This window comes from Photorhabdus sp. RW14-46 (assembly GCF_963887965.1).
Lineage (GTDB): Bacteria > Pseudomonadota > Gammaproteobacteria > Enterobacterales > Enterobacteriaceae > Photorhabdus > Photorhabdus laumondii.
This window is the reverse complement of record NZ_CAWPHH010000022.1, coordinates 55,540-73,055: the sequence shown is the minus strand read 5'-3', so window position 1 is coordinate 73,055 and position 17,516 is coordinate 55,540. Positions and strand designations below refer to the sequence as shown.

Below are 17,516 nucleotides of genomic sequence, written 5' to 3'. Positions count from 1 at the left end.
CAGCGTTCAATCTGAGCCATGATCAAACTCTTCAATTTAAAGTTTGATGCTCAAAGAATTCTGACTAATTATTTCGTAATGAATTAACTGTTGTTCACTCTTCAAGACTTTAAAACGTATTTTTTTGCGATACGGTCTTGTGAGTGCCCACACAGATTGTCTGATTAATTGTTAAAGAGCAGGCTGACATAAAAAATAACATTCTCGTTCAGCCGGGCTGCGTATACTACGCTGTTCGCCCGCAGAGTCAAGCACTGATTATCGCTTTCTCTGCCCGACCTCACAATGTTTATCAGCGTTGTGTCGGTCAGTGGTGGCGCATTATAGGGAATTCTTTGACGCTGGCAAGCATTTATTAAAAAAAAACTGCCGTTCGCAGTTTTTTTCAACAAAATCCGCGATTTCGTGTTTTTTTCATACAAAATTGATGGCATCGACAATAATTATTCCCAAACTAAAGTACTATTCCACGTATTGGTACTCGAATCATGCCAACGATTCATTGGAATTTCCTTGATCAGGATTTATTAAAGTGGTGGATGAATCGTGACAATCTTAGTCAAGTGGTCGAACATTTCCATATAGTAAGATTAGTAATAGAACCACAAGTTTGCTTTCTTGCTGCACAAAATGCCACACAAAAGCAAAAGAAGCAGCTCTTACAGATAATAGATGAAATGTATCTACTAAAAACCGGGAAAAATGGATAGGATCGATTACCAGTTTCACTACACCATTTATAAATCTTGTGGAAATCCATTCTTATGCTCTTTTGCCAACCTGTTTAACCTAGTTTACCAGAACTGCTTTGAAGCTATTATTTTCGATAAAGTTGTACCACTGGAAGCTCATAAAACAATTGTTAATTCTATTACCCAAGGTGACAGTTACAGTGCACTTCTCGCTTGCCGAAAGTTATTAACAGAACGCGAATGATCTTATATAGTAGTGCATTAGATTAATATCCAACCAAACATTGTCTAGATAAAATAAGCAGGACTATTAATGGTAAAAACCGCTCGTAATATGGCGGGGCTACCCTGGATTGCTGCAATAGCTTTCTTTATGCAAGCTTTAGATGCAACAATTCTCAACACAGCATTGCCCGCTATTGCTGAAAGCCTCAAACATTCACCTCTGGCGATGCAATCTGCTGTTGTCAGCTATACTCTGACTGTCGCTTTGCTAATTCCAGTCAGTGGCTGGTTAGCTGATCGTTTCGGTACCCGCCGGATATTTATGTTTGCTGTATCCTTATTTTCTTTAGGCTCCCTTGCCTGTGCTTTGTCAGGTAATTTAGCTTTTCTAGTGGTTTCACGTGTAATTCAAGGAATTGGTGGCGCAATGATGATGCCAGTTGCCCGTCTTGCTTTATTACGTGCATACCCACGCAGCGAACTTCTACCTGTTATGAATTTTGTCACCATACCAGGGTTAGTAGGACCAATTCTTGGTCCCATGCTCGGCGGGCTATTAGTCACTTATGCTACCTGGCACTGGATATTTATTATCAATATTCCAATCGGTTTATTGGGGATTATTTACGCTAAAAAGCATATGCCTAATTTTACAATGCCAAAACGTTCATTTGACTTTTTCGGTTTCATACTTTTTGGGCTGAGTTTAATCATGGTTTCTGTCAGTTTGGATTTACTAGGAGAGAGTTCGTTACCCGGCTATATACCTCTGACAATTATGGTTGGTGGTTTTATGATATTATTTGGTTATCTGATGCATGCTAGAAAACAACCCCAACCCCTTATCAGCCTGGAATTATTCCGTATTCGCACATTCTCTATCGGTATTATAGGTAATATTGTTACACGCTTGGGAACGGGTTGCATTCCCTTCCTGATGCCTTTGATGCTACAAGTTGGATTTGGTTATTCAGCGGTCATTGCCGGAATGATGATGGCACCAACAGCTATTGGTTCTGTTATAGCCAAATCTTTCGTTACTAATGTATTAACTGGCTTTGGATATCGTAAAACGCTGGTTAGCATAACCATTATTATTGGATTAATGATTTCTCAATTTTCACTGCAATCACCAGAAATGTCTGCTGTTCTTTTGTCTATTCCACTATTCTTACTAGGTATGGCTGTATCTATTCAATTTACTTCGATGAATACCATTACTCTCGCTGATCTGACCGATAATAATGCCAGTTCAGGAAATAGTTTATTAGCTGTAACTCAGCAGTTATCTATTAGCTTCGGTGTTGCGGTAAGTGCAGCTATTCTTCGTTTCTATGAATCTATGCCTAATGGAACAACAGTTGATAACTTCCACAGTACTTTTATTACCGTAGGAATAATCACTTTACTCTCTTCTTCCACCTTCCTACTATTACATAAGGAAGATGGAGATAACATGATCAAGAAAAAGAACACTTAAGAACGAGAAACTGAACTACGCTCAATCAGTGTCGGAGTCAATACTAATAATTTAGGATCACTTTCTGGGTTATCCATCCGATAAAGCAAAGTATCAACAGCTAACTTTCCTAACTCGTCTTTTGGCTGATGAATGGTTGTCAATGGTGGGATCATATAAGGGGCAAGGTCGATATCATCATAACCTATGATGGAAATATCATCCGGTACAGAAAGTCCGGCTTGGTACAGAGCCTGATAAGCGCCAACGGCCATTGCATCATTTCCTGCAAAAACAGCTTCTGGCGGTTCTGGATGTTGTAGTAATTTCTGCATTGATTTAAAACCACCAGCAAATTCAAAATCACTGTAAATTTCATATCCGTCAGGAATAGTAAGGCCAGCATTTGCCATTGCCTTTCTATACCCCTTCAATCGATGATTAGCAGGTGTTTTATCTTGTGGACCTGCAATACAGGCTATTTTTTTAAAACCACAGCTAATAAGGTGATTAGTGGCCATCTCACCTCCCAACAAGGAGTTGTCCTGAATAACATCACCGACAATATCAAATGGAGACCAATCCATCATAACCACAGGTAAAGGAGGATAACGGCGCAAAACATCACAGGAATTGTGTTGATTTTCAGTACACATAATCAGCACCCCATCTACTCGCTTTTGCAGCAACGTTTCCATGCTGTAATCCATTCGTTTGGTATCACCTTCTGTATTACATAAGATAAGGCTGTAACCACGCTCATAACAGCTTCGTTCAACCCCTCTTACAATTTCAGCATAAAAAGGATTATTACTGGTCGTTACCAACATACCAATGGTTTTGGTTTGCTTGATTTTAAGACTTCGTGCAAGCGCTGATGGCGCATAATTCAATTGCTCAATCGCATCATTAACTTTCTTTTTCACACCATCACTGACATAACGATTATTATTAATAACATGAGATACAGTTGATGTAGAAACACCTGCAAAACGAGCAACATCTTTCATTGTAGCCACAGTTAATCCTGTTCAATTAAAAATGCATCAATTTCATTTCGCCACGGAACAGAAGGCTGAGCTCCCTGACGGGTTACCGCTATCGCAGCAGCAGAATGAGCAAATCGTATGGCAGATAACATGGATTTTCTTTCCAATAATGCTGTCACCAGCGCACCATTGAAAGTATCTCCTGCCGCAACAGTATCTACAACGTTAACTTTAAATCCCGGAACAATTTTTCCTTTCTGACCACTTTCACTCAACCATACCCCACGGCTACCCAATGTGATAATTACAGTTTCAATACCTTTCCCATGCAGTATTTGAGCCGCATTTTCCGCATCTGAATCATTTTCTACTTTAATGCCGGTGAGATATTCCGCTTCAGTTTCATTCGGTGTAATGATATCCACCAATGAGAGCAATTGATCAGACAATTTTCGGGCCGGCGCCGGATTGAGTATTACTTTTGTATTATTTTGTTTAGCTATTGTTGCAGCAAGTTGCACTGTTTCCAATGGAGACTCAAGTTGTATCAATAATGCATCTGCTTCCTCAATAATATTTTGGTAGCGATAGAAATATTCCGGTGTCAACGCTGCATTAGCGCCTGCATTGATACCAATAACGTTTTCACCTTGATGATTAACGAAAATCAACGCTACACCCGTTGTTTCTCCTTTAATCACTTCAATGCCAGAAGTGTTAATATTATCCTTTGCTAACTGCTGACAGATACGAAAACCAATATCGTCCTCACCAACACAAGCAATAAATGTAATGTCAGCACCGCTACGGCCTGCTGCTACCGCCTGATTAGCACCTTTACCACCAAAAGCAACCTGATATTGTTCTCCAATCACCGTTTCCCCCGGTCGAGGGAATGACTTAAGATTCAAAATATGGTCAGCATTAATGCTGCCAAGCACCGCAAGTTTTGCTGTACTCATTACATTTATTCCTTTTCAATTATGCCGTCACCATCACCAATAAGTAACGGCATAAATACCGATTTATTTTTTAATAACTAACTCCAATTCTACAGGGATGACGGCCTCAACTTTTTCGCCCCTCAGCACTTTATTTGCAGTCTGAACACCAACGATACCAATTTGATCAGGACGCTGAGCGATTGTCGCTCCTAGTTTTCCACGTTGAACAGCTTTGATACCATCTCCAGTACCATCAAAACCAACAACTAATACATCGCTTTTACCTGCTGTCTGTAAAGCGCGCAAAGCACCTAACGCCATCTCATCATTCTGAGCAAATACAGCTTGTACAGCCGGATGAGCCGTCAGTAAGTTCTGCATAACGTTCAGTCCCTTGGTTCGATCGAAATCAGCAGGCTGACTAGCTAGCACATTAAATTTATGTTCCTGTGCTACCTTATTAAATCCTTCACCACGTTCACGGGCAGCAGAAGTGCCGGCAATACCTTCTAGCTGAATAATTTTGGCTTCATTCCCTAATTTTTCGGCGATAAAATCACCCGCTATTTTACCCCCCAAGCGGTTATCAGAAGCAATATGACTGACAACAGTACCTTTATTCGCTATCCGATCTAGAGTAATAACCGGAATTTTGGCATTGTTAGCCATAATAATAGCATTACCAACAGCATCGGAGTCAGTCGGGTTAATTAGCATGAGTTTAGTACCACGTACCGTCAAATCCTGAACATTAGCTAATTCTTTCGCTGGATTATCCTGAGAATCCAACACAATTAGGTTATAGCCCAACTTATCCGCCTCTTTTTGAGCACTATCTTTCATTGTGACAAAGAATGGATTATTCAGGGTAGAAATGACTAACGCGATAGTATCTTTCGCCAATGCATTTACACTTACAGTCATACTTAGCGCAACAGCAGATAAAATTGTTACTAATTTCTTCACTTTCATTGTGTTATTTCCTGTAGGGTGAGGTTATTTACCACTTTTGTTATCAACCAGAACTGCCAACAATATTACAATTGCTTTAACAATCATCTGATAGTTAGAAGAAATACCTAATAAGTTTAAGCCATTATTTAAAAAACCGAGGATTAGTGCACCAATCAAAGTACCAATAATTAACCCCTTACCACCAGCCAGGCGAGTTCCTCCCAGAACTACGGCAGCAATAGCATCTAATTCATAACCTCCCCCCGCCATAGGTTGAGCAGAAGAAAGACGAGCGACTTCAATAATACTTGCCAATGCCGTCAGGAAACCGCATAAGGAGTAAACGATAATTTTAATTTTATCGATATTGATACCAGATAAACGGGTAGCCGATTCATTCCCCCCCAAGGCATAAATATAACGACCTAAACGGGTGTGATGCAGGATATACCATGCGATAACAAAAACTATCAACATCAGCCATACTGGAGTAGGAATTCCCAGTGGGCGACCAATACCAAACCAGCCAAACAGATCGGCATTATCACTGAATCCTGTATTTATTGGACTACCATCAGTATAGACACGGGTTATTCCACGAAGTAATAACATCATGACTAGAGTGGCAATAAAAGCCTGTACTTTACCTTTAGCAATTATTATTCCTGTACAAGCACCAATTGCAGCACCTAAAGCCAAAGCACTCACGATAGCCACCAGAGCATTAACTTCCGTACCAACCAATGAAGCTGCTATTGCACCTGTTAACGCAAGCAATGAACCAACAGACAGGTCAATACCTGATGTCAGGATAACCAATGTCATCCCAACGGCCATAATGGCATTGACTGATGTTTGTTGCAGAATATTAAACAAGTTATTTAAAGTGAAAAAGTTTTGGCTAAGAGAAGAAACTACTGCTATCAGCACTAGCAACGCAATCAGTGACTTTTGTTTCAGTAACCACTCTTTAGTAAACCAACGTTTAAATGTCGGTGATATATTAGAATTCATACTGAATTACTCCTGAATCGCTCCATATTGTTTGCCTACAGCAGCTGCCATCAAAATTTCTTGAGTTGCCTGTTCAGCAAAAAATTCTCCACTGATCTGGCCTTCACACATAACCAAAATACGATCACTCATTCCTATCACTTCTGGCATTTCAGAAGAAACGAGAATAATGCTTAACCCCTCTTTCTTGAATTGATTAATTAACTGATAAATTTCTTTTTTTGCACCAACATCTACACCACGCGTAGGTTCATCCAGAATAAGAACTTTTGGTCTGGTCATTAATCCACGGGCAATAGCTACTTTTTGCTGATTACCACCAGAAAGTAAACCAATAACTTGTCCCATTGAAGGTGTCTTGATACTAAACAATTTAATAAAGTCACTAACTGCATTCTGTTCTTCTTTATGATTAAGACCACCTAACCGGTTACTGAAATAACGCAAGGCAGTAAGAGACATATTATCTTTGATTGACATTCCCAAAACTAAGCCATCACGTTTACGATCTTCTGAAATATAAACAATCCCACAAGCTAACCCATCCTGAGGGTTACGAATTACAATGGGGGTTCCATCCAGTGTGATTTGCCCCTGAGTTTTTGGCAACGCACCATAAATAATTTTCATCAATTCAGTGCGGCCAGCCCCCATTAGCCCTGATATACCCAAAATTTCCCCGCTATAAAGGGAAAAACTGGCATTTGTCACACCGGGGCCAGAAATCTGCTTAACTTCAAGTCGTTTTTTACCCCGAGGTAAATTCAGGCGAGGATACTGATCTTCCAGTTTTCGCCCAACCATCATTTCAATCAGAGTCTCTTCTTTTAGCTCTTTTACTGACTTTTCACCAATAAATTGTCCATCACGAAATACCGTTACATCATCGCAAATTTCAAAAATTTCTCTCAAACGATGGGAGATATAAACAATGCCACATCTCTGAGATTTTAGTTCATATATTACGCGAAATAATGATTCAGTTTCTGTATCGGTCAGCGCATCCGTCGGCTCATCCATAATGATAACTTTGGATTTAAAACTCAGCACCTTAGCAATTTCAACCATTTGTTGATCACCGATAGAAAGTTCAGCGACTAAACGGTGACTGCTGTAACTCAGATTCAATTTTTTTAACAGGCGATCGGCTTCCTGATACATTTTTCTCCAGTCAATTGCACCGAATTTATTAACAAATTCGCGTCCCAGGAAAATATTTTCAGCAATAGTCAGTTGGGGAATAAGATTTAATTCCTGATGGATAATCCCGATCCCCGCTTCCTGAGAGGATCTAGGGCCAGAAAAAATCACTTCTTTTCCTAAATAATGAACTGTGCCTGTATCTCTGGTATATATCCCAGTCAACACTTTCATCATCGTGGACTTACCTGCACCATTCTCTCCCACCAGTGCCATCACTTTACCTGGATAAACACGTAATGCCGCACCAGATAATGCTTTGACACCAGGAAAAGATTTACTAATTCCTTTTAGTTCCAGTACAGGCTGCATAATCACCTCAGAAAGTCACACCAGCACCAAGGATAATATTGGCATAAGGAGAATGCTCTCCTGTGCGAATCACTGCTCGGCTATGTTTTGTTTTTTCTTTCAACACATTATGACTAATATAATCTACAGTAATTGAATTCCCTTGCTGTTTCTCAAGCTCTTTAATTTGAGTTAATATTAATTGATGTATTAAAGGATTATGGCCAATGATCTCCTCAGCTAAGAATGCAGCTTCAATCTGCATTTCTTGTGTAACAACATTAAGAACGGATATAAAACTGGGAATTCCCTGGGTTAGCGCTAAATCAATCCGCTGGGCTAAAGAAGGAATTGGTAATCCAGCATCACCAATTGTAATCTGGTCAGTATGCCCTAGCTGAGAAATTACGGCTGAAATTTCAGAATTAAGTAATACACCTTTTTTCATTTTTTTATTCCATTAGCGAAACGTTTCGCTATTTAGTAATATAGAAAGTAATATTTAAAATGCAACATTAGTGATACAAAAATGTGATCACTATCGAAACGTTTCGATAATAACAGAAACGAAAAAAAACGTTAACTTATTGAATATTTGACGCTGAATCGATTTTTAAGGTAAATATTGTCTATATCAACAAATAATGATTAAAATCTATGGAGAAGGTTAATTAGGTTTTATCTAATCCAACAGATAATATTGGTAAGAATCATGTTGTTAGCAGAAAAAATAGTTTGCTTAAGTCATTATCTGGAAAGTGGTCTGTATGAAAGACAACAGACTATTCGTTTATGTTTGCTAGCGGCATTGTGTGGGGAAAGTGTTTTTCTACTTGGTCCTCCAGGCATTGCAAAAAGTTTGATAGCCCGCCGATTGAAATTTGCATTTCGTGATGCCAGAGCATTTGAATATCTAATGACTCGCTTTTCAACCCCTGAAGAAATTTTCGGCCCTCTCTCTATTCAGGCACTGAAGGAAGAAGGACGTTATCAACGTCTAACCAACGGATACTTACCTGAAACTGAAATTGTCTTCCTTGACGAAATATGGAAAGCCGGCCCGGCAATTCTTAATACCCTACTGACTGCAATTAATGAAAGAAAATTCAGAAATGGGGATACAGAAGATAAAATTCCAATGCGATTACTTATAACAGCATCCAATGAGCTACCTGAAGCAGATAACAGTCTGGAGGCGCTTTATGACAGAATGCTAATTCGTATCTGGCTGGATAAAATTCAAGAAAAGAAGAATTTCCGAGCGTTACTCTCTAGCCACAAAAATGAAAATGATAACCCTGTTCCGGCAAACATTCAAATAACAAGTGAAGAATTCCATCAATGGCAAAAAGAGATTGATAAAATAGTTTTACCAGACAGTTGTTTTGATATTATTTATCATCTACGTCAGCAACTTGATGCAACGGAACATTCACCTTACGTTTCAGACAGGCGCTGGAAGAAAGCCATTCATTTATTACAAGCAAGTGCTTTCTTCAATGGCAGAAAAGAGATATCACCTCTTGATTTAATATTACTGAAAGATTGCCTGTGGCATGATCTTCACTCTTTTAAATTATTACCCCAATACTTGAATACTCTGATGACCGAACAAGCATATAGGCAAAGAATATTATTTCAACAAATTGATTCGCTTTATCACCAATGGACTCAAGCCTGTCAGGATAAAAATGATCAGCAGGCGTTAAAGCTGGAAAAACAAACCCGTCTGTTTGGACGTAAAATACAATATTCTCTACCCGATCATATCAATGAAGAAAAATTGATTCTATTCCTGCATACACCTCTTCATCTCCATGATATTAAAGTTAATTTTATTGAATTGGAAAAAAAAGCGTTGAATATCTGGATAAACAAAGGCAGAGAATTATCAGCACGTCTGAACGGCATTGGTTTTCCACAAAATATAGCAGCCGAAGTTAATTCAGCACATCAGCCAGAGATTTTTGATATCAGCCGCCGTTCATCCACGCTATATTTACCAGATCATCAACATCAGCAAAATGAAGAAAACAACGAGTGGCAGGAAAGATTAGAAAAATTTAATCAAGAAATCCATCACCAACACCAATTGTTTAATCAGCATCAGCCATGTTTATTTATTGAAAGTCATTGGCTTGCTACGATAGAGCAAAGCTTTATCCAGTTATCAGATAAAATTAAGCAGTTGAAAATAAAAATAGGCAGCTAATTAAATGATTAGTTTGACAACCCTTGATCTCTTACTGTCAATAAACGAAGGAGAGATGATAGAAGAGATCATATTAACGCTTTTAGCTTCACCTCAGTTAGCTATCTTTTTTGAAAAACATCCTCGCTTAAAACGTGTACTATTAAAAGATATCCCTGGCTGGAAACACGATTTACAGCAAAGGATTAAAGAAGCGCTCATTCCTGTAACTCTGGCAGAAGAATTTCAGTTATATCAACAAATACTGTCTGCCAATACAAATTATTTTTACCTTAAACTTCCCGATATTTTAGAAACGCTGAACCGAATTGAATCCCCTTTTAGTGAAGAAGCACAGAAACTCGCAACCAACACCATTGCTGATTCAAATACACTACAAACCCTATTTATTCAACGATGGAGGATCAGTTTGATCCTGCAAACTACAACCTTCCATAAGCAATTGCTGGAGCAAGAAAAAGAGCAATTACTGGCAGAACTGCAACAAAGGCTGACACTAAGCGGTAATCTTGATCCTGTTTTTAGTGAAAATGATAGGGCAGCGGGGCGATTATGGGATATGAGCAAAAGTCAGTTAAATCATTCTCAAAATGATAAGCAGTTATTGATCCACTATAGTGAATTTCTTCACCAACAGCCGGAACTGAAAAAATTAGCTCAATTACTTGGACGCAGCCAATCTGTAAAATCAAAACCACAAGAAAACCATTTTTTCGAACCAGTTACTACAATCGAGCGAACACCCGACATCATTCCTGAACAGGTAAATGGTATCGGACAAAGTGATGATATTCTGCGCCTATTACCAATAGAATTAGCAATATTAGGAATTGAAGATCTGGAATATGAGTTTTATCGCAAATTAGTGGAAAAAAAACTCCTGACCTATCGCTTACAAGGTGATAACTGGCGAGAAAAAACAACATTACAGCCAGTCACTCATTATAGCCAGGAAGAAAAACCTCAAGGACCATTTATTATTTGTGTAGATACTTCCGGTTCTATGGGGAAATTCAATGAAAAATGTGCCAAAGCTTTTTGTCTGGCACTGTTACGCATTGCTCTAGCTGATAATCGCAACTGTCATATCATGCTATTTACAACGGGAATTGTGCACTATGAACTATCTTCACCAGATGGTCTGGAGCAAGCTACTCGTTTTCTCAGCCAAACTTTCAAAGGAGGGACAGATCTCGCTTTCTGTCTGACAAGTACAATAGAAAAAATGAAAGAAAAATGTTGGAAAAATGCTGATGCTGTTGTTATCTCAGATTTCATTGCCCAGCGTCTGCCGAACTCACTAATCCATCAGATAAAAAATCTGCAACTGCATCAGCAATACCGCTTCCATGCGGTCTCCATGTCCCAATATGGTAAGCCCGATATTATGCGGATATTTGATCATATCTGGCACTTTGATACCGGACTTAAAAGCCGTTTACTGCGAAAATGGCGTCACTAACTTGAATTAAAGCATATCTTCTACAGTTTCGCGTACTTCAGGTGACCAGATACTGCACTGAACTTGACCAATGTGTTTCATTTGCAGCAGTAACATCACTAAGCGGGATTGACCAATACCGCCACCAATCGACTGCGGCATGTCGCCTTTGAGTAACGCCTGATGCCAATCATATTGTAAACGCTCTTCATCACTAGTCAGAGCTAACTGGCGCTCCAATGCTTCTGCATCAACACGGATACCCATAGAAGAGATCTCAAACGCATCTTCCAAAACAGGGTTCCAGACAATGATGTCGCCATTTAGACCAACGAAACCATCGCTGTTTGGTGTCGTCCAGTCATCATAATCAGGCGCACGCACATCATGAGATTGACCATCAGATAATTTCGCACCAATACCAATGAGGAAAACAGCACCCAATTCTTTAGCAATAGCCCGTTCACGGCCTTTTGCATCCAGATCCGGATAACGGCTCAGAAGCGTTTCGCTATGAACAAAGTGAATTTGATCTGGCAGGAACGGTGCCAGACCAAACTCTTTGCTGACAGCTTTTTCTGTTTCTTTTATTGCTTCGTAGATTTTACCTACTGTCTGTTTAAGATAAGCAAGTGAGCGTTGCCCATCTTCCATCACTTTTTCCCAATCCCATTGATCAACATAAACAGAGTGAATTGGTGTTAAGCGATCCTCATCTGGACGCAATGCTTTCATGTGAGTGTAAAGCCCTTGTTCAGGCTGAAAGCCAAAACGACCCAGTGTCCTACGTTTCCATTTAGCCAACGAATGTACGACTTCGAAAGTTGAATCCGGTAAAGTTTTTACTTTCACCTGAACAGCTTTTTCATGGCCGGACAAGTTGTCCTGAATACCATCTCCCAAACAACTTAGGATTGGTCCCTGTACTTCAATCAGACCCAGTTTGCTTTCCAGCAGACGGGAAAAGAAGGATTTAACAAAACTGATTTGTTGCTGCTTTTCAATAAACGACTTTTTCATAATGTTATTCTCTAATTTTTTAGGTGACCCTGATGTCCTGTTGGAAACATTAAGCAATAAAATGAGGGATAAATTCAATATACTTTAATAAAAATAGACTTTATGATTCATAAAATTCATTTTTAAGATTAAAAAAATGAAAATTCATTAAAAAAAGGCGCTGAAAATGGCAGAAATTTATCAGATCGACAATCTAGACCGTGACATACTTCACGCTTTAATGGACAACGCACGTACACCTTATGCCGAACTAGCAAAGAAATTTGCTGTCAGTCCGGGAACAATTCACGTTCGCGTGGAAAAAATGAAGCAAGCAGGAATCATTACCGGTACCAGAGTCGATATCAGCACGAAACAACTTGGTTATGATGTGTGTTGCTTTATTGGCATTATTCTCAAGAGTGCTAAAGATTACCCATCAGCTCTAAAAAAACTAGACAACCTGGATGAAGTAGTTGAGGTTTACTACACAACAGGCCACTACAGCATCTTTATTAAAGTTATGTGCCGTTCAATTGAATCCCTTCAAGATGTACTTATCAACAAAATACAGACTATCGATGAAATTCAATCAACAGAAACCCTGATCTCCTTACAAAACCCGATTATGCGGACAATCAAGCCATAACATAAAATTTGTTATAACCATATTATCCACAGGTAGATCCCAACAGATTCACAGAGTACAATAGCGACTCTTAAAATCTGTTGGGATCACTATGGCTACTATTACCTTAATCAGCGGCAGCACAATGGGCAGTGCCGAATACGTAGCTGAACATATGGCTGAAATTCTGGAAGATGCTGGTTTTTCCACTGAAATGCTACATGGCCCCTCCTTAGATGAACTTCCTCAGGAAGGAATCTGGCTAGTCGTCACATCCACACATGGAGCAGGAGAATTGCCAGAAAATATACAACCATTGGCCGCAGAAATTTCTGACCAAAAACCCGATCTCAGCAAGGTAACGTTTGGTGCTGTTGGCCTTGGTAGTTCCGAATACGATACTTTTTGCGGTGCAATAAGATCATTTGACCAACTATTGATAGAAAATGGTGCTAAACGTCTCGGCGATCGTCTGGAAATTGATATTCAACAACATGAGATCCCTGAAGATCCCGCAGGAGAATGGGTTAAATATTGGGCAAACACACTCTAATAAGAACAAAAAAACAGCAAACGATTGTGGATAACTCATCTAAAAAGCCGGGGTTAACCCGTAGTTATCCATAGTATAACTATATGACAATGATCACCTTGTGAATAACTACCGATTTAGATCCCAGTTTATACCTTGTGGGATCACGGATCATTCACAACAAATGATCCTTTACAGCTTTATGATCTTTCTAAAGAAAAATAACTTATCCACAAAAGATCATGATCCTAATAAAAGATCTAATAAACAGATCTTTAAATAAAAAAGATCTTCTTTTAATTACCGGTGATCTCACCCACTTGGTCTATCACCGAAACTTGAGTAGAATTCTCCTCCCTTAATGCAACACTGAGCATTTTTATAACTAAAGGTTCATCACCATGTTTTATCCAGAACAATTTGACGTCATCATTATCGGTGGTGGTCACGCCGGTACCGAAGCGGCTATGGCAGCCGCTCGTATGGGTCGTCAAACCCTATTGCTGACCCACAATATTGACACTTTGGGCCAAATGTCATGTAACCCAGCCATTGGTGGAATCGGTAAAGGGCATCTGGTTAAAGAAATTGATGCGCTTGGTGGCTTAATGGCTAAAGCGACTGATCACGCTGGTATCCAATTTAGAACTTTAAATGCCAGCAAAGGGCCCGCAGTTCGTGCAACACGTGCCCAAGCAGATAGGGTTCTCTATCGTCAAGCTGTACGCATGGCATTGGAAAACCAACCTAATCTAATGATCTTCCAACAACCTGTAGAAGATCTCATTGTTGAAAATGACACCGTTACTGGCGCAGTAACACGCATGGGCCTTAAGTTCAGAGCTAAAGCTGTTGTTTTGACTGTAGGAACATTTCTTGACGGTAAGATCCACATTGGTTTGGAAAATTATAGTGGTGGAAGAGCTGGTGATCCCCCAGCCATTTCGTTGGCACAGCGCTTACGTGAGTTGCCTTTACGTGTAAACAGATTAAAAACAGGAACACCACCACGTATTGATGCCAGAACTATCGATTTTAGTCAGCTAACACAACAACTAGGTGATAATCCAACGCCAGTATTCTCTTTCCTTGGAAATGTGAAGCAACATCCACAACAAATACCGTGTTACATCACCCATACGAATGAAAAAACCCACGATGTGATCCGCAATAATTTGGATCGTAGCCCAATGTATACGGGGATCATTGAAGGGATCGGTCCTCGCTACTGCCCTTCAATCGAAGATAAGGTCATGCGTTTTGCGGATCGTGATGCCCACCAGATCTTCCTTGAACCTGAAGGATTGACTAGTAATGAAATCTATCCAAACGGTATTTCTACCAGCTTACCGTTTGACGTGCAGATGCAAATTGTTCACTCCATGAAAGGAATGGAAAATGCTCGAATTATTCGTCCTGGTTATGCAATAGAATACGATTTCTTCGATCCAAGAGATCTGAAACAAACATTAGAAAGTAAATTTATCCACGGTCTATTTTTTGCTGGACAAATCAACGGCACGACGGGTTATGAAGAAGCGGCTGCTCAAGGACTCTTGGCAGGCCTTAATGCAGCTCGTTACGCTTCAGAAGAAGAAAGTTGGTTCCCTCGCCGTGATCAAGCTTATATTGGCGTTTTAGTTGACGATTTATGTACTTTAGGGACTAAAGAGCCGTACCGTATGTTTACTTCACGAGCCGAGTATCGCTTAATGTTACGTGAAGATAATGCAGACCTGCGTTTAACAGAAAAAGGCCGTGAGTTAGGTCTGGTAGATGATTCACGTTGGGAACATTATTGCCGTAAATTGGAAATGGTTGAACAAGAACGCCAGCGTTTACGTAATATTTGGATTCACCCTAATTCAAATAATCTTAATGATATAAACAATATATTGAAAATGCCATTGTCGAAAGAAGCTAATGGTGAAGATCTACTACGTCGTCCTGAAATGAACTATAAACTTTTGACCTCATTGCCCCTGTTTTATCCAAGTCTTGAAGAACCACAAGCCGCTGATCAAGTTGAAATTCAAGTCAAATACGAGGGATATATTGCCCGTCAGCAGGAAGAAATCGAAAAGCAGCTACGTAATGAAAACACATCATTACCGGTCGATCTTGACTACTGCCAAATCAGTGGTCTTTCCAATGAAGTTGTCGCTAAACTCAATGATCATAAACCGAGTTCAATTGGTCAGGCTTCACGTATTTCAGGGGTAACACCTGCGGCAATTTCAATTTTACTTGTGTGGTTGAAAAAACAAGGATTATTGCGCCGCAGCGCCTGAGAGGATCTTGATTATGCTTAACAAACTAGAATTGTTGCTGACCAAAGCAGGAATAGAACTGTCACTACAGCAAAAACAGCAGCTTGTAGCCTATGTTGATATGCTCAATAAGTGGAATAAGGCTTACAATCTCACATCAGTACGTGAGCCAGAACAAATGCTGGTGCGTCATATCATGGACAGTATTGTCGTCAGCCCTTATCTGCAAGGTCATCGTTTTATTGATGTGGGCACGGGCCCGGGGTTGCCAGGTATTCCGTTAGCTATTGTTCGTCCAGATTCTCATTTCACATTGCTGGATAGTTTAGGCAAAAGAGTGAGATTTTTGCGTCAGGTTCAGCATGAGCTTGATTTGGTAAATATCGAACCAGTACAAAGTAGGGTTGAAGCGTATTCTTCTGAACCACCTTTTGATGGCGTAATAAGCCGTGCTTTTGCTTCGTTAAAAGATATGGTCTCTTGGTGTAGTCATTTGCCTGAGCCTATTCATGGACGTTTCTATGCACTTAAAGGTGTGCTTCCAGAAGAGGAACTGACTATCTTGCCTTTTGGAATTTCTATCGATTCGGTTATTAAATTAAATGTTCCTGAACTGGAAGGGCAACGTCATTTGGTTATCCTTAAATCAAACTAATTTTGTTATTTGTCAATAAAGTTATAAATAATTAGTGATGTTGAGCACAATTATACTGTAGTCAGCATCGTTAATTATGGTTTGCATCGTTTCAGCTTTAATTTACTGAGTTATTACATAAAAATAACGTTATCTTGATATTAAGATAGTTGAACCTTTAAAAATCAGATAAAGCATTTTTTCATCAGATCCACTTTTTTAAACTAGCTAAAAATTAGCTTGGGAATTTAAGTCAATAATATAATCACTCTTTTGTATGGAATTAAATTAACCAATTGATTTTATTATTAATGTATTTTATTTTCATTTACTGTGAATGTTAAATATAATTAACAAATAAAAAATTTATGTGATTTAAATCACATTTGTGCCTGAAATGTATGAAATTATTAAAAACAAGAAATCAGCACAATCATTAGCTTGCAATCGGGCACTAAAATAAAAAATTTAAATAATTGTTCACCTTTTCGCTACTTATAGATTGAATTCATTTTGGTGGCCCGTATAATTTGCACGTTTTTGTCACTTGACACTCTTAAGCAAAGGCAGTTTTATACAACATTTAGCAAAACCTGATATGCAAGGCGTGCAAGGGGAGAAAACAAAAGTCATGTCTGTATCCCTTTACAGCGGTAAAATTGCACTGAAGCTGCTTTTTTTGCAGTTAATGACTTTTGTTGTTCTCAGTGTGGCTTTTTGCACCAAAAGTATAGAATGGGGCGCTTCTGCTTTTGCTGGTGGGTTAGCATGTTGGTTACCTAATGCCATATTCATGCTGTTTGCCAGTTTTCAAAAAGCAAAAGAAGAAGAGGTTCCTGTACGTATTGCGTGGTCTTTCGCTGTTGGCGAAGGGTTGAAAGTTATTATTACAATAGCTGTGCTGGTTGTTGCTTTAGGCGTGTTTAAAGCGGCGTTTGCACCACTAGGTTTAGCTTATTTAGCGGTGCTGATTGTGCAAATTATCGCACCTGCTGTGATAAACGATTAGGTTTTCAACAATAAAAGGGTAAG

Annotated in this window: 17 protein-coding genes; 10 read left to right on the top strand and 7 right to left on the bottom strand. The window is 39.3% G+C overall.

The genetic code is table 11. The annotated features are described in order from the left end of the window. Positions 1–488 precede the first annotated feature (488 nt). The 3 genes from AACQ38_RS16630 to mdtD all read left to right on the top strand — a co-directional run bounded on the left by AACQ38_RS16630 (position 489) and on the right by mdtD (position 2,397). Positions 489–710, top strand: a complete 222-nt coding sequence (locus tag AACQ38_RS16630; protein WP_049789714.1) for a hypothetical protein — start codon at positions 489–491, stop codon at positions 708–710. Next, entirely contained in the window at positions 703–936 is a 234-nt protein-coding gene (locus AACQ38_RS24140; protein WP_058589514.1) for an FCD domain-containing protein, read from the top strand. Before AACQ38_RS16630 ends, AACQ38_RS24140 begins: the two co-directional genes overlap by 8 nt. 69 nt (positions 937–1,005) lie before the next feature. Next, on the top strand, positions 1,006–2,397 hold the full coding sequence (gene mdtD / locus AACQ38_RS16625; RefSeq protein ID WP_011144473.1) for a multidrug transporter subunit MdtD: 1,392 nt from the start codon (positions 1,006–1,008) through the stop codon (positions 2,395–2,397). Here mdtD and rbsR read toward each other — a convergent pair. The 6 genes from rbsR to rbsD all read right to left on the bottom strand — a co-directional run bounded on the left by rbsR (position 2,394) and on the right by rbsD (position 8,216). Beyond that, positions 2,394–3,395 (bottom strand): ribose operon transcriptional repressor RbsR, encoded by a 1,002-nt coding sequence (rbsR, locus tag AACQ38_RS16620; protein WP_058589512.1) that lies wholly within the window; start codon positions 3,393–3,395, stop codon positions 2,394–2,396. The genes mdtD and rbsR overlap by 4 nt on opposite strands. 2 nt (positions 3,396–3,397) lie before the next feature. Continuing rightward, positions 3,398–4,327 (bottom strand): ribokinase, encoded by a 930-nt coding sequence (gene rbsK / locus AACQ38_RS16615; protein ID WP_113026998.1) that lies wholly within the window; start codon positions 4,325–4,327, stop codon positions 3,398–3,400. Between the two features lie 63 nt (positions 4,328–4,390). Continuing rightward, a complete protein-coding gene (gene rbsB, locus AACQ38_RS16610; protein ID WP_011144470.1) occupies positions 4,391–5,281 on the bottom strand; it encodes a ribose ABC transporter substrate-binding protein RbsB in 891 nt (296 codons plus the stop codon). Positions 5,282–5,305: 24 nt separating this feature from the next. Continuing rightward, complete coding sequence (rbsC, locus tag AACQ38_RS16605; RefSeq protein ID WP_165578613.1) at positions 5,306–6,277, bottom strand: ribose ABC transporter permease; 972 nt, start codon at positions 6,275–6,277, stop codon at positions 5,306–5,308. A 6-nt stretch (positions 6,278–6,283) separates the two neighbouring features. After that, positions 6,284–7,789, bottom strand: coding sequence for a ribose ABC transporter ATP-binding protein RbsA (gene rbsA / locus AACQ38_RS16600; RefSeq protein ID WP_011144468.1), 1,506 nt, complete (start codon positions 7,787–7,789; stop codon positions 6,284–6,286). Between the two features lie 7 nt (positions 7,790–7,796). Further along, complete coding sequence (gene rbsD / locus AACQ38_RS16595) at positions 7,797–8,216, bottom strand: D-ribose pyranase (protein WP_011144467.1); 420 nt, start codon at positions 8,214–8,216, stop codon at positions 7,797–7,799. 252 nt (positions 8,217–8,468) lie between these two features. Between rbsD and ravA the strand changes: the two genes are divergently transcribed. Together ravA and viaA are read left to right on the top strand one after the other, a co-directional pair. Continuing rightward, positions 8,469–9,980: an ATPase RavA gene (ravA, locus tag AACQ38_RS16590; RefSeq protein ID WP_445260628.1), complete on the top strand. Its 1,512-nt coding sequence runs from the start codon at positions 8,469–8,471 to the stop codon at positions 9,978–9,980. 4 nt (positions 9,981–9,984) lie between these two features. Continuing rightward, positions 9,985–11,442 carry an ATPase RavA stimulator ViaA gene (gene viaA / locus AACQ38_RS16585; protein WP_165578611.1) on the top strand — a complete coding sequence of 486 codons (1,458 nt, stop codon included), beginning with the start codon at positions 9,985–9,987 and terminating at the stop codon, positions 11,440–11,442. 6 nt (positions 11,443–11,448) lie between these two features. On the opposite strand, the gene asnA is transcribed toward viaA, so the two are convergent. Beyond that, positions 11,449–12,441 carry an aspartate--ammonia ligase gene (asnA, locus tag AACQ38_RS16580; protein ID WP_165578610.1) on the bottom strand — a complete coding sequence of 331 codons (993 nt, stop codon included), beginning with the start codon at positions 12,439–12,441 and terminating at the stop codon, positions 11,449–11,451. Positions 12,442–12,607: 166 nt separating this feature from the next. Here asnA and asnC point away from each other — a divergent pair, with 166 nt between their 5' ends. From asnC to atpI, 5 genes are all read left to right on the top strand, one after another. After that, a complete protein-coding gene (gene asnC / locus AACQ38_RS16575) occupies positions 12,608–13,069 on the top strand; it encodes a transcriptional regulator AsnC (RefSeq protein WP_011144463.1) in 462 nt (153 codons plus the stop codon). A 91-nt stretch (positions 13,070–13,160) separates the two neighbouring features. Then, positions 13,161–13,601 (top strand): FMN-binding protein MioC, encoded by a 441-nt coding sequence (gene mioC / locus AACQ38_RS16570; RefSeq protein WP_011144462.1) that lies wholly within the window; start codon positions 13,161–13,163, stop codon positions 13,599–13,601. Between the two features lie 380 nt (positions 13,602–13,981). Next, positions 13,982–15,871 (top strand): tRNA uridine-5-carboxymethylaminomethyl(34) synthesis enzyme MnmG, encoded by a 1,890-nt coding sequence (gene mnmG / locus AACQ38_RS16565; RefSeq protein WP_165578609.1) that lies wholly within the window; start codon positions 13,982–13,984, stop codon positions 15,869–15,871. 13 nt (positions 15,872–15,884) lie between these two features. After that, on the top strand, positions 15,885–16,505 hold the full coding sequence (gene rsmG / locus AACQ38_RS16560) for a 16S rRNA (guanine(527)-N(7))-methyltransferase RsmG (protein ID WP_011144460.1): 621 nt from the start codon (positions 15,885–15,887) through the stop codon (positions 16,503–16,505). Between the two features lie 610 nt (positions 16,506–17,115). Then, complete coding sequence (gene atpI, locus AACQ38_RS16555; RefSeq protein WP_011144459.1) at positions 17,116–17,493, top strand: F0F1 ATP synthase subunit I; 378 nt, start codon at positions 17,116–17,118, stop codon at positions 17,491–17,493. The last annotated feature ends 23 nt before the right edge of the window (positions 17,494–17,516 follow it).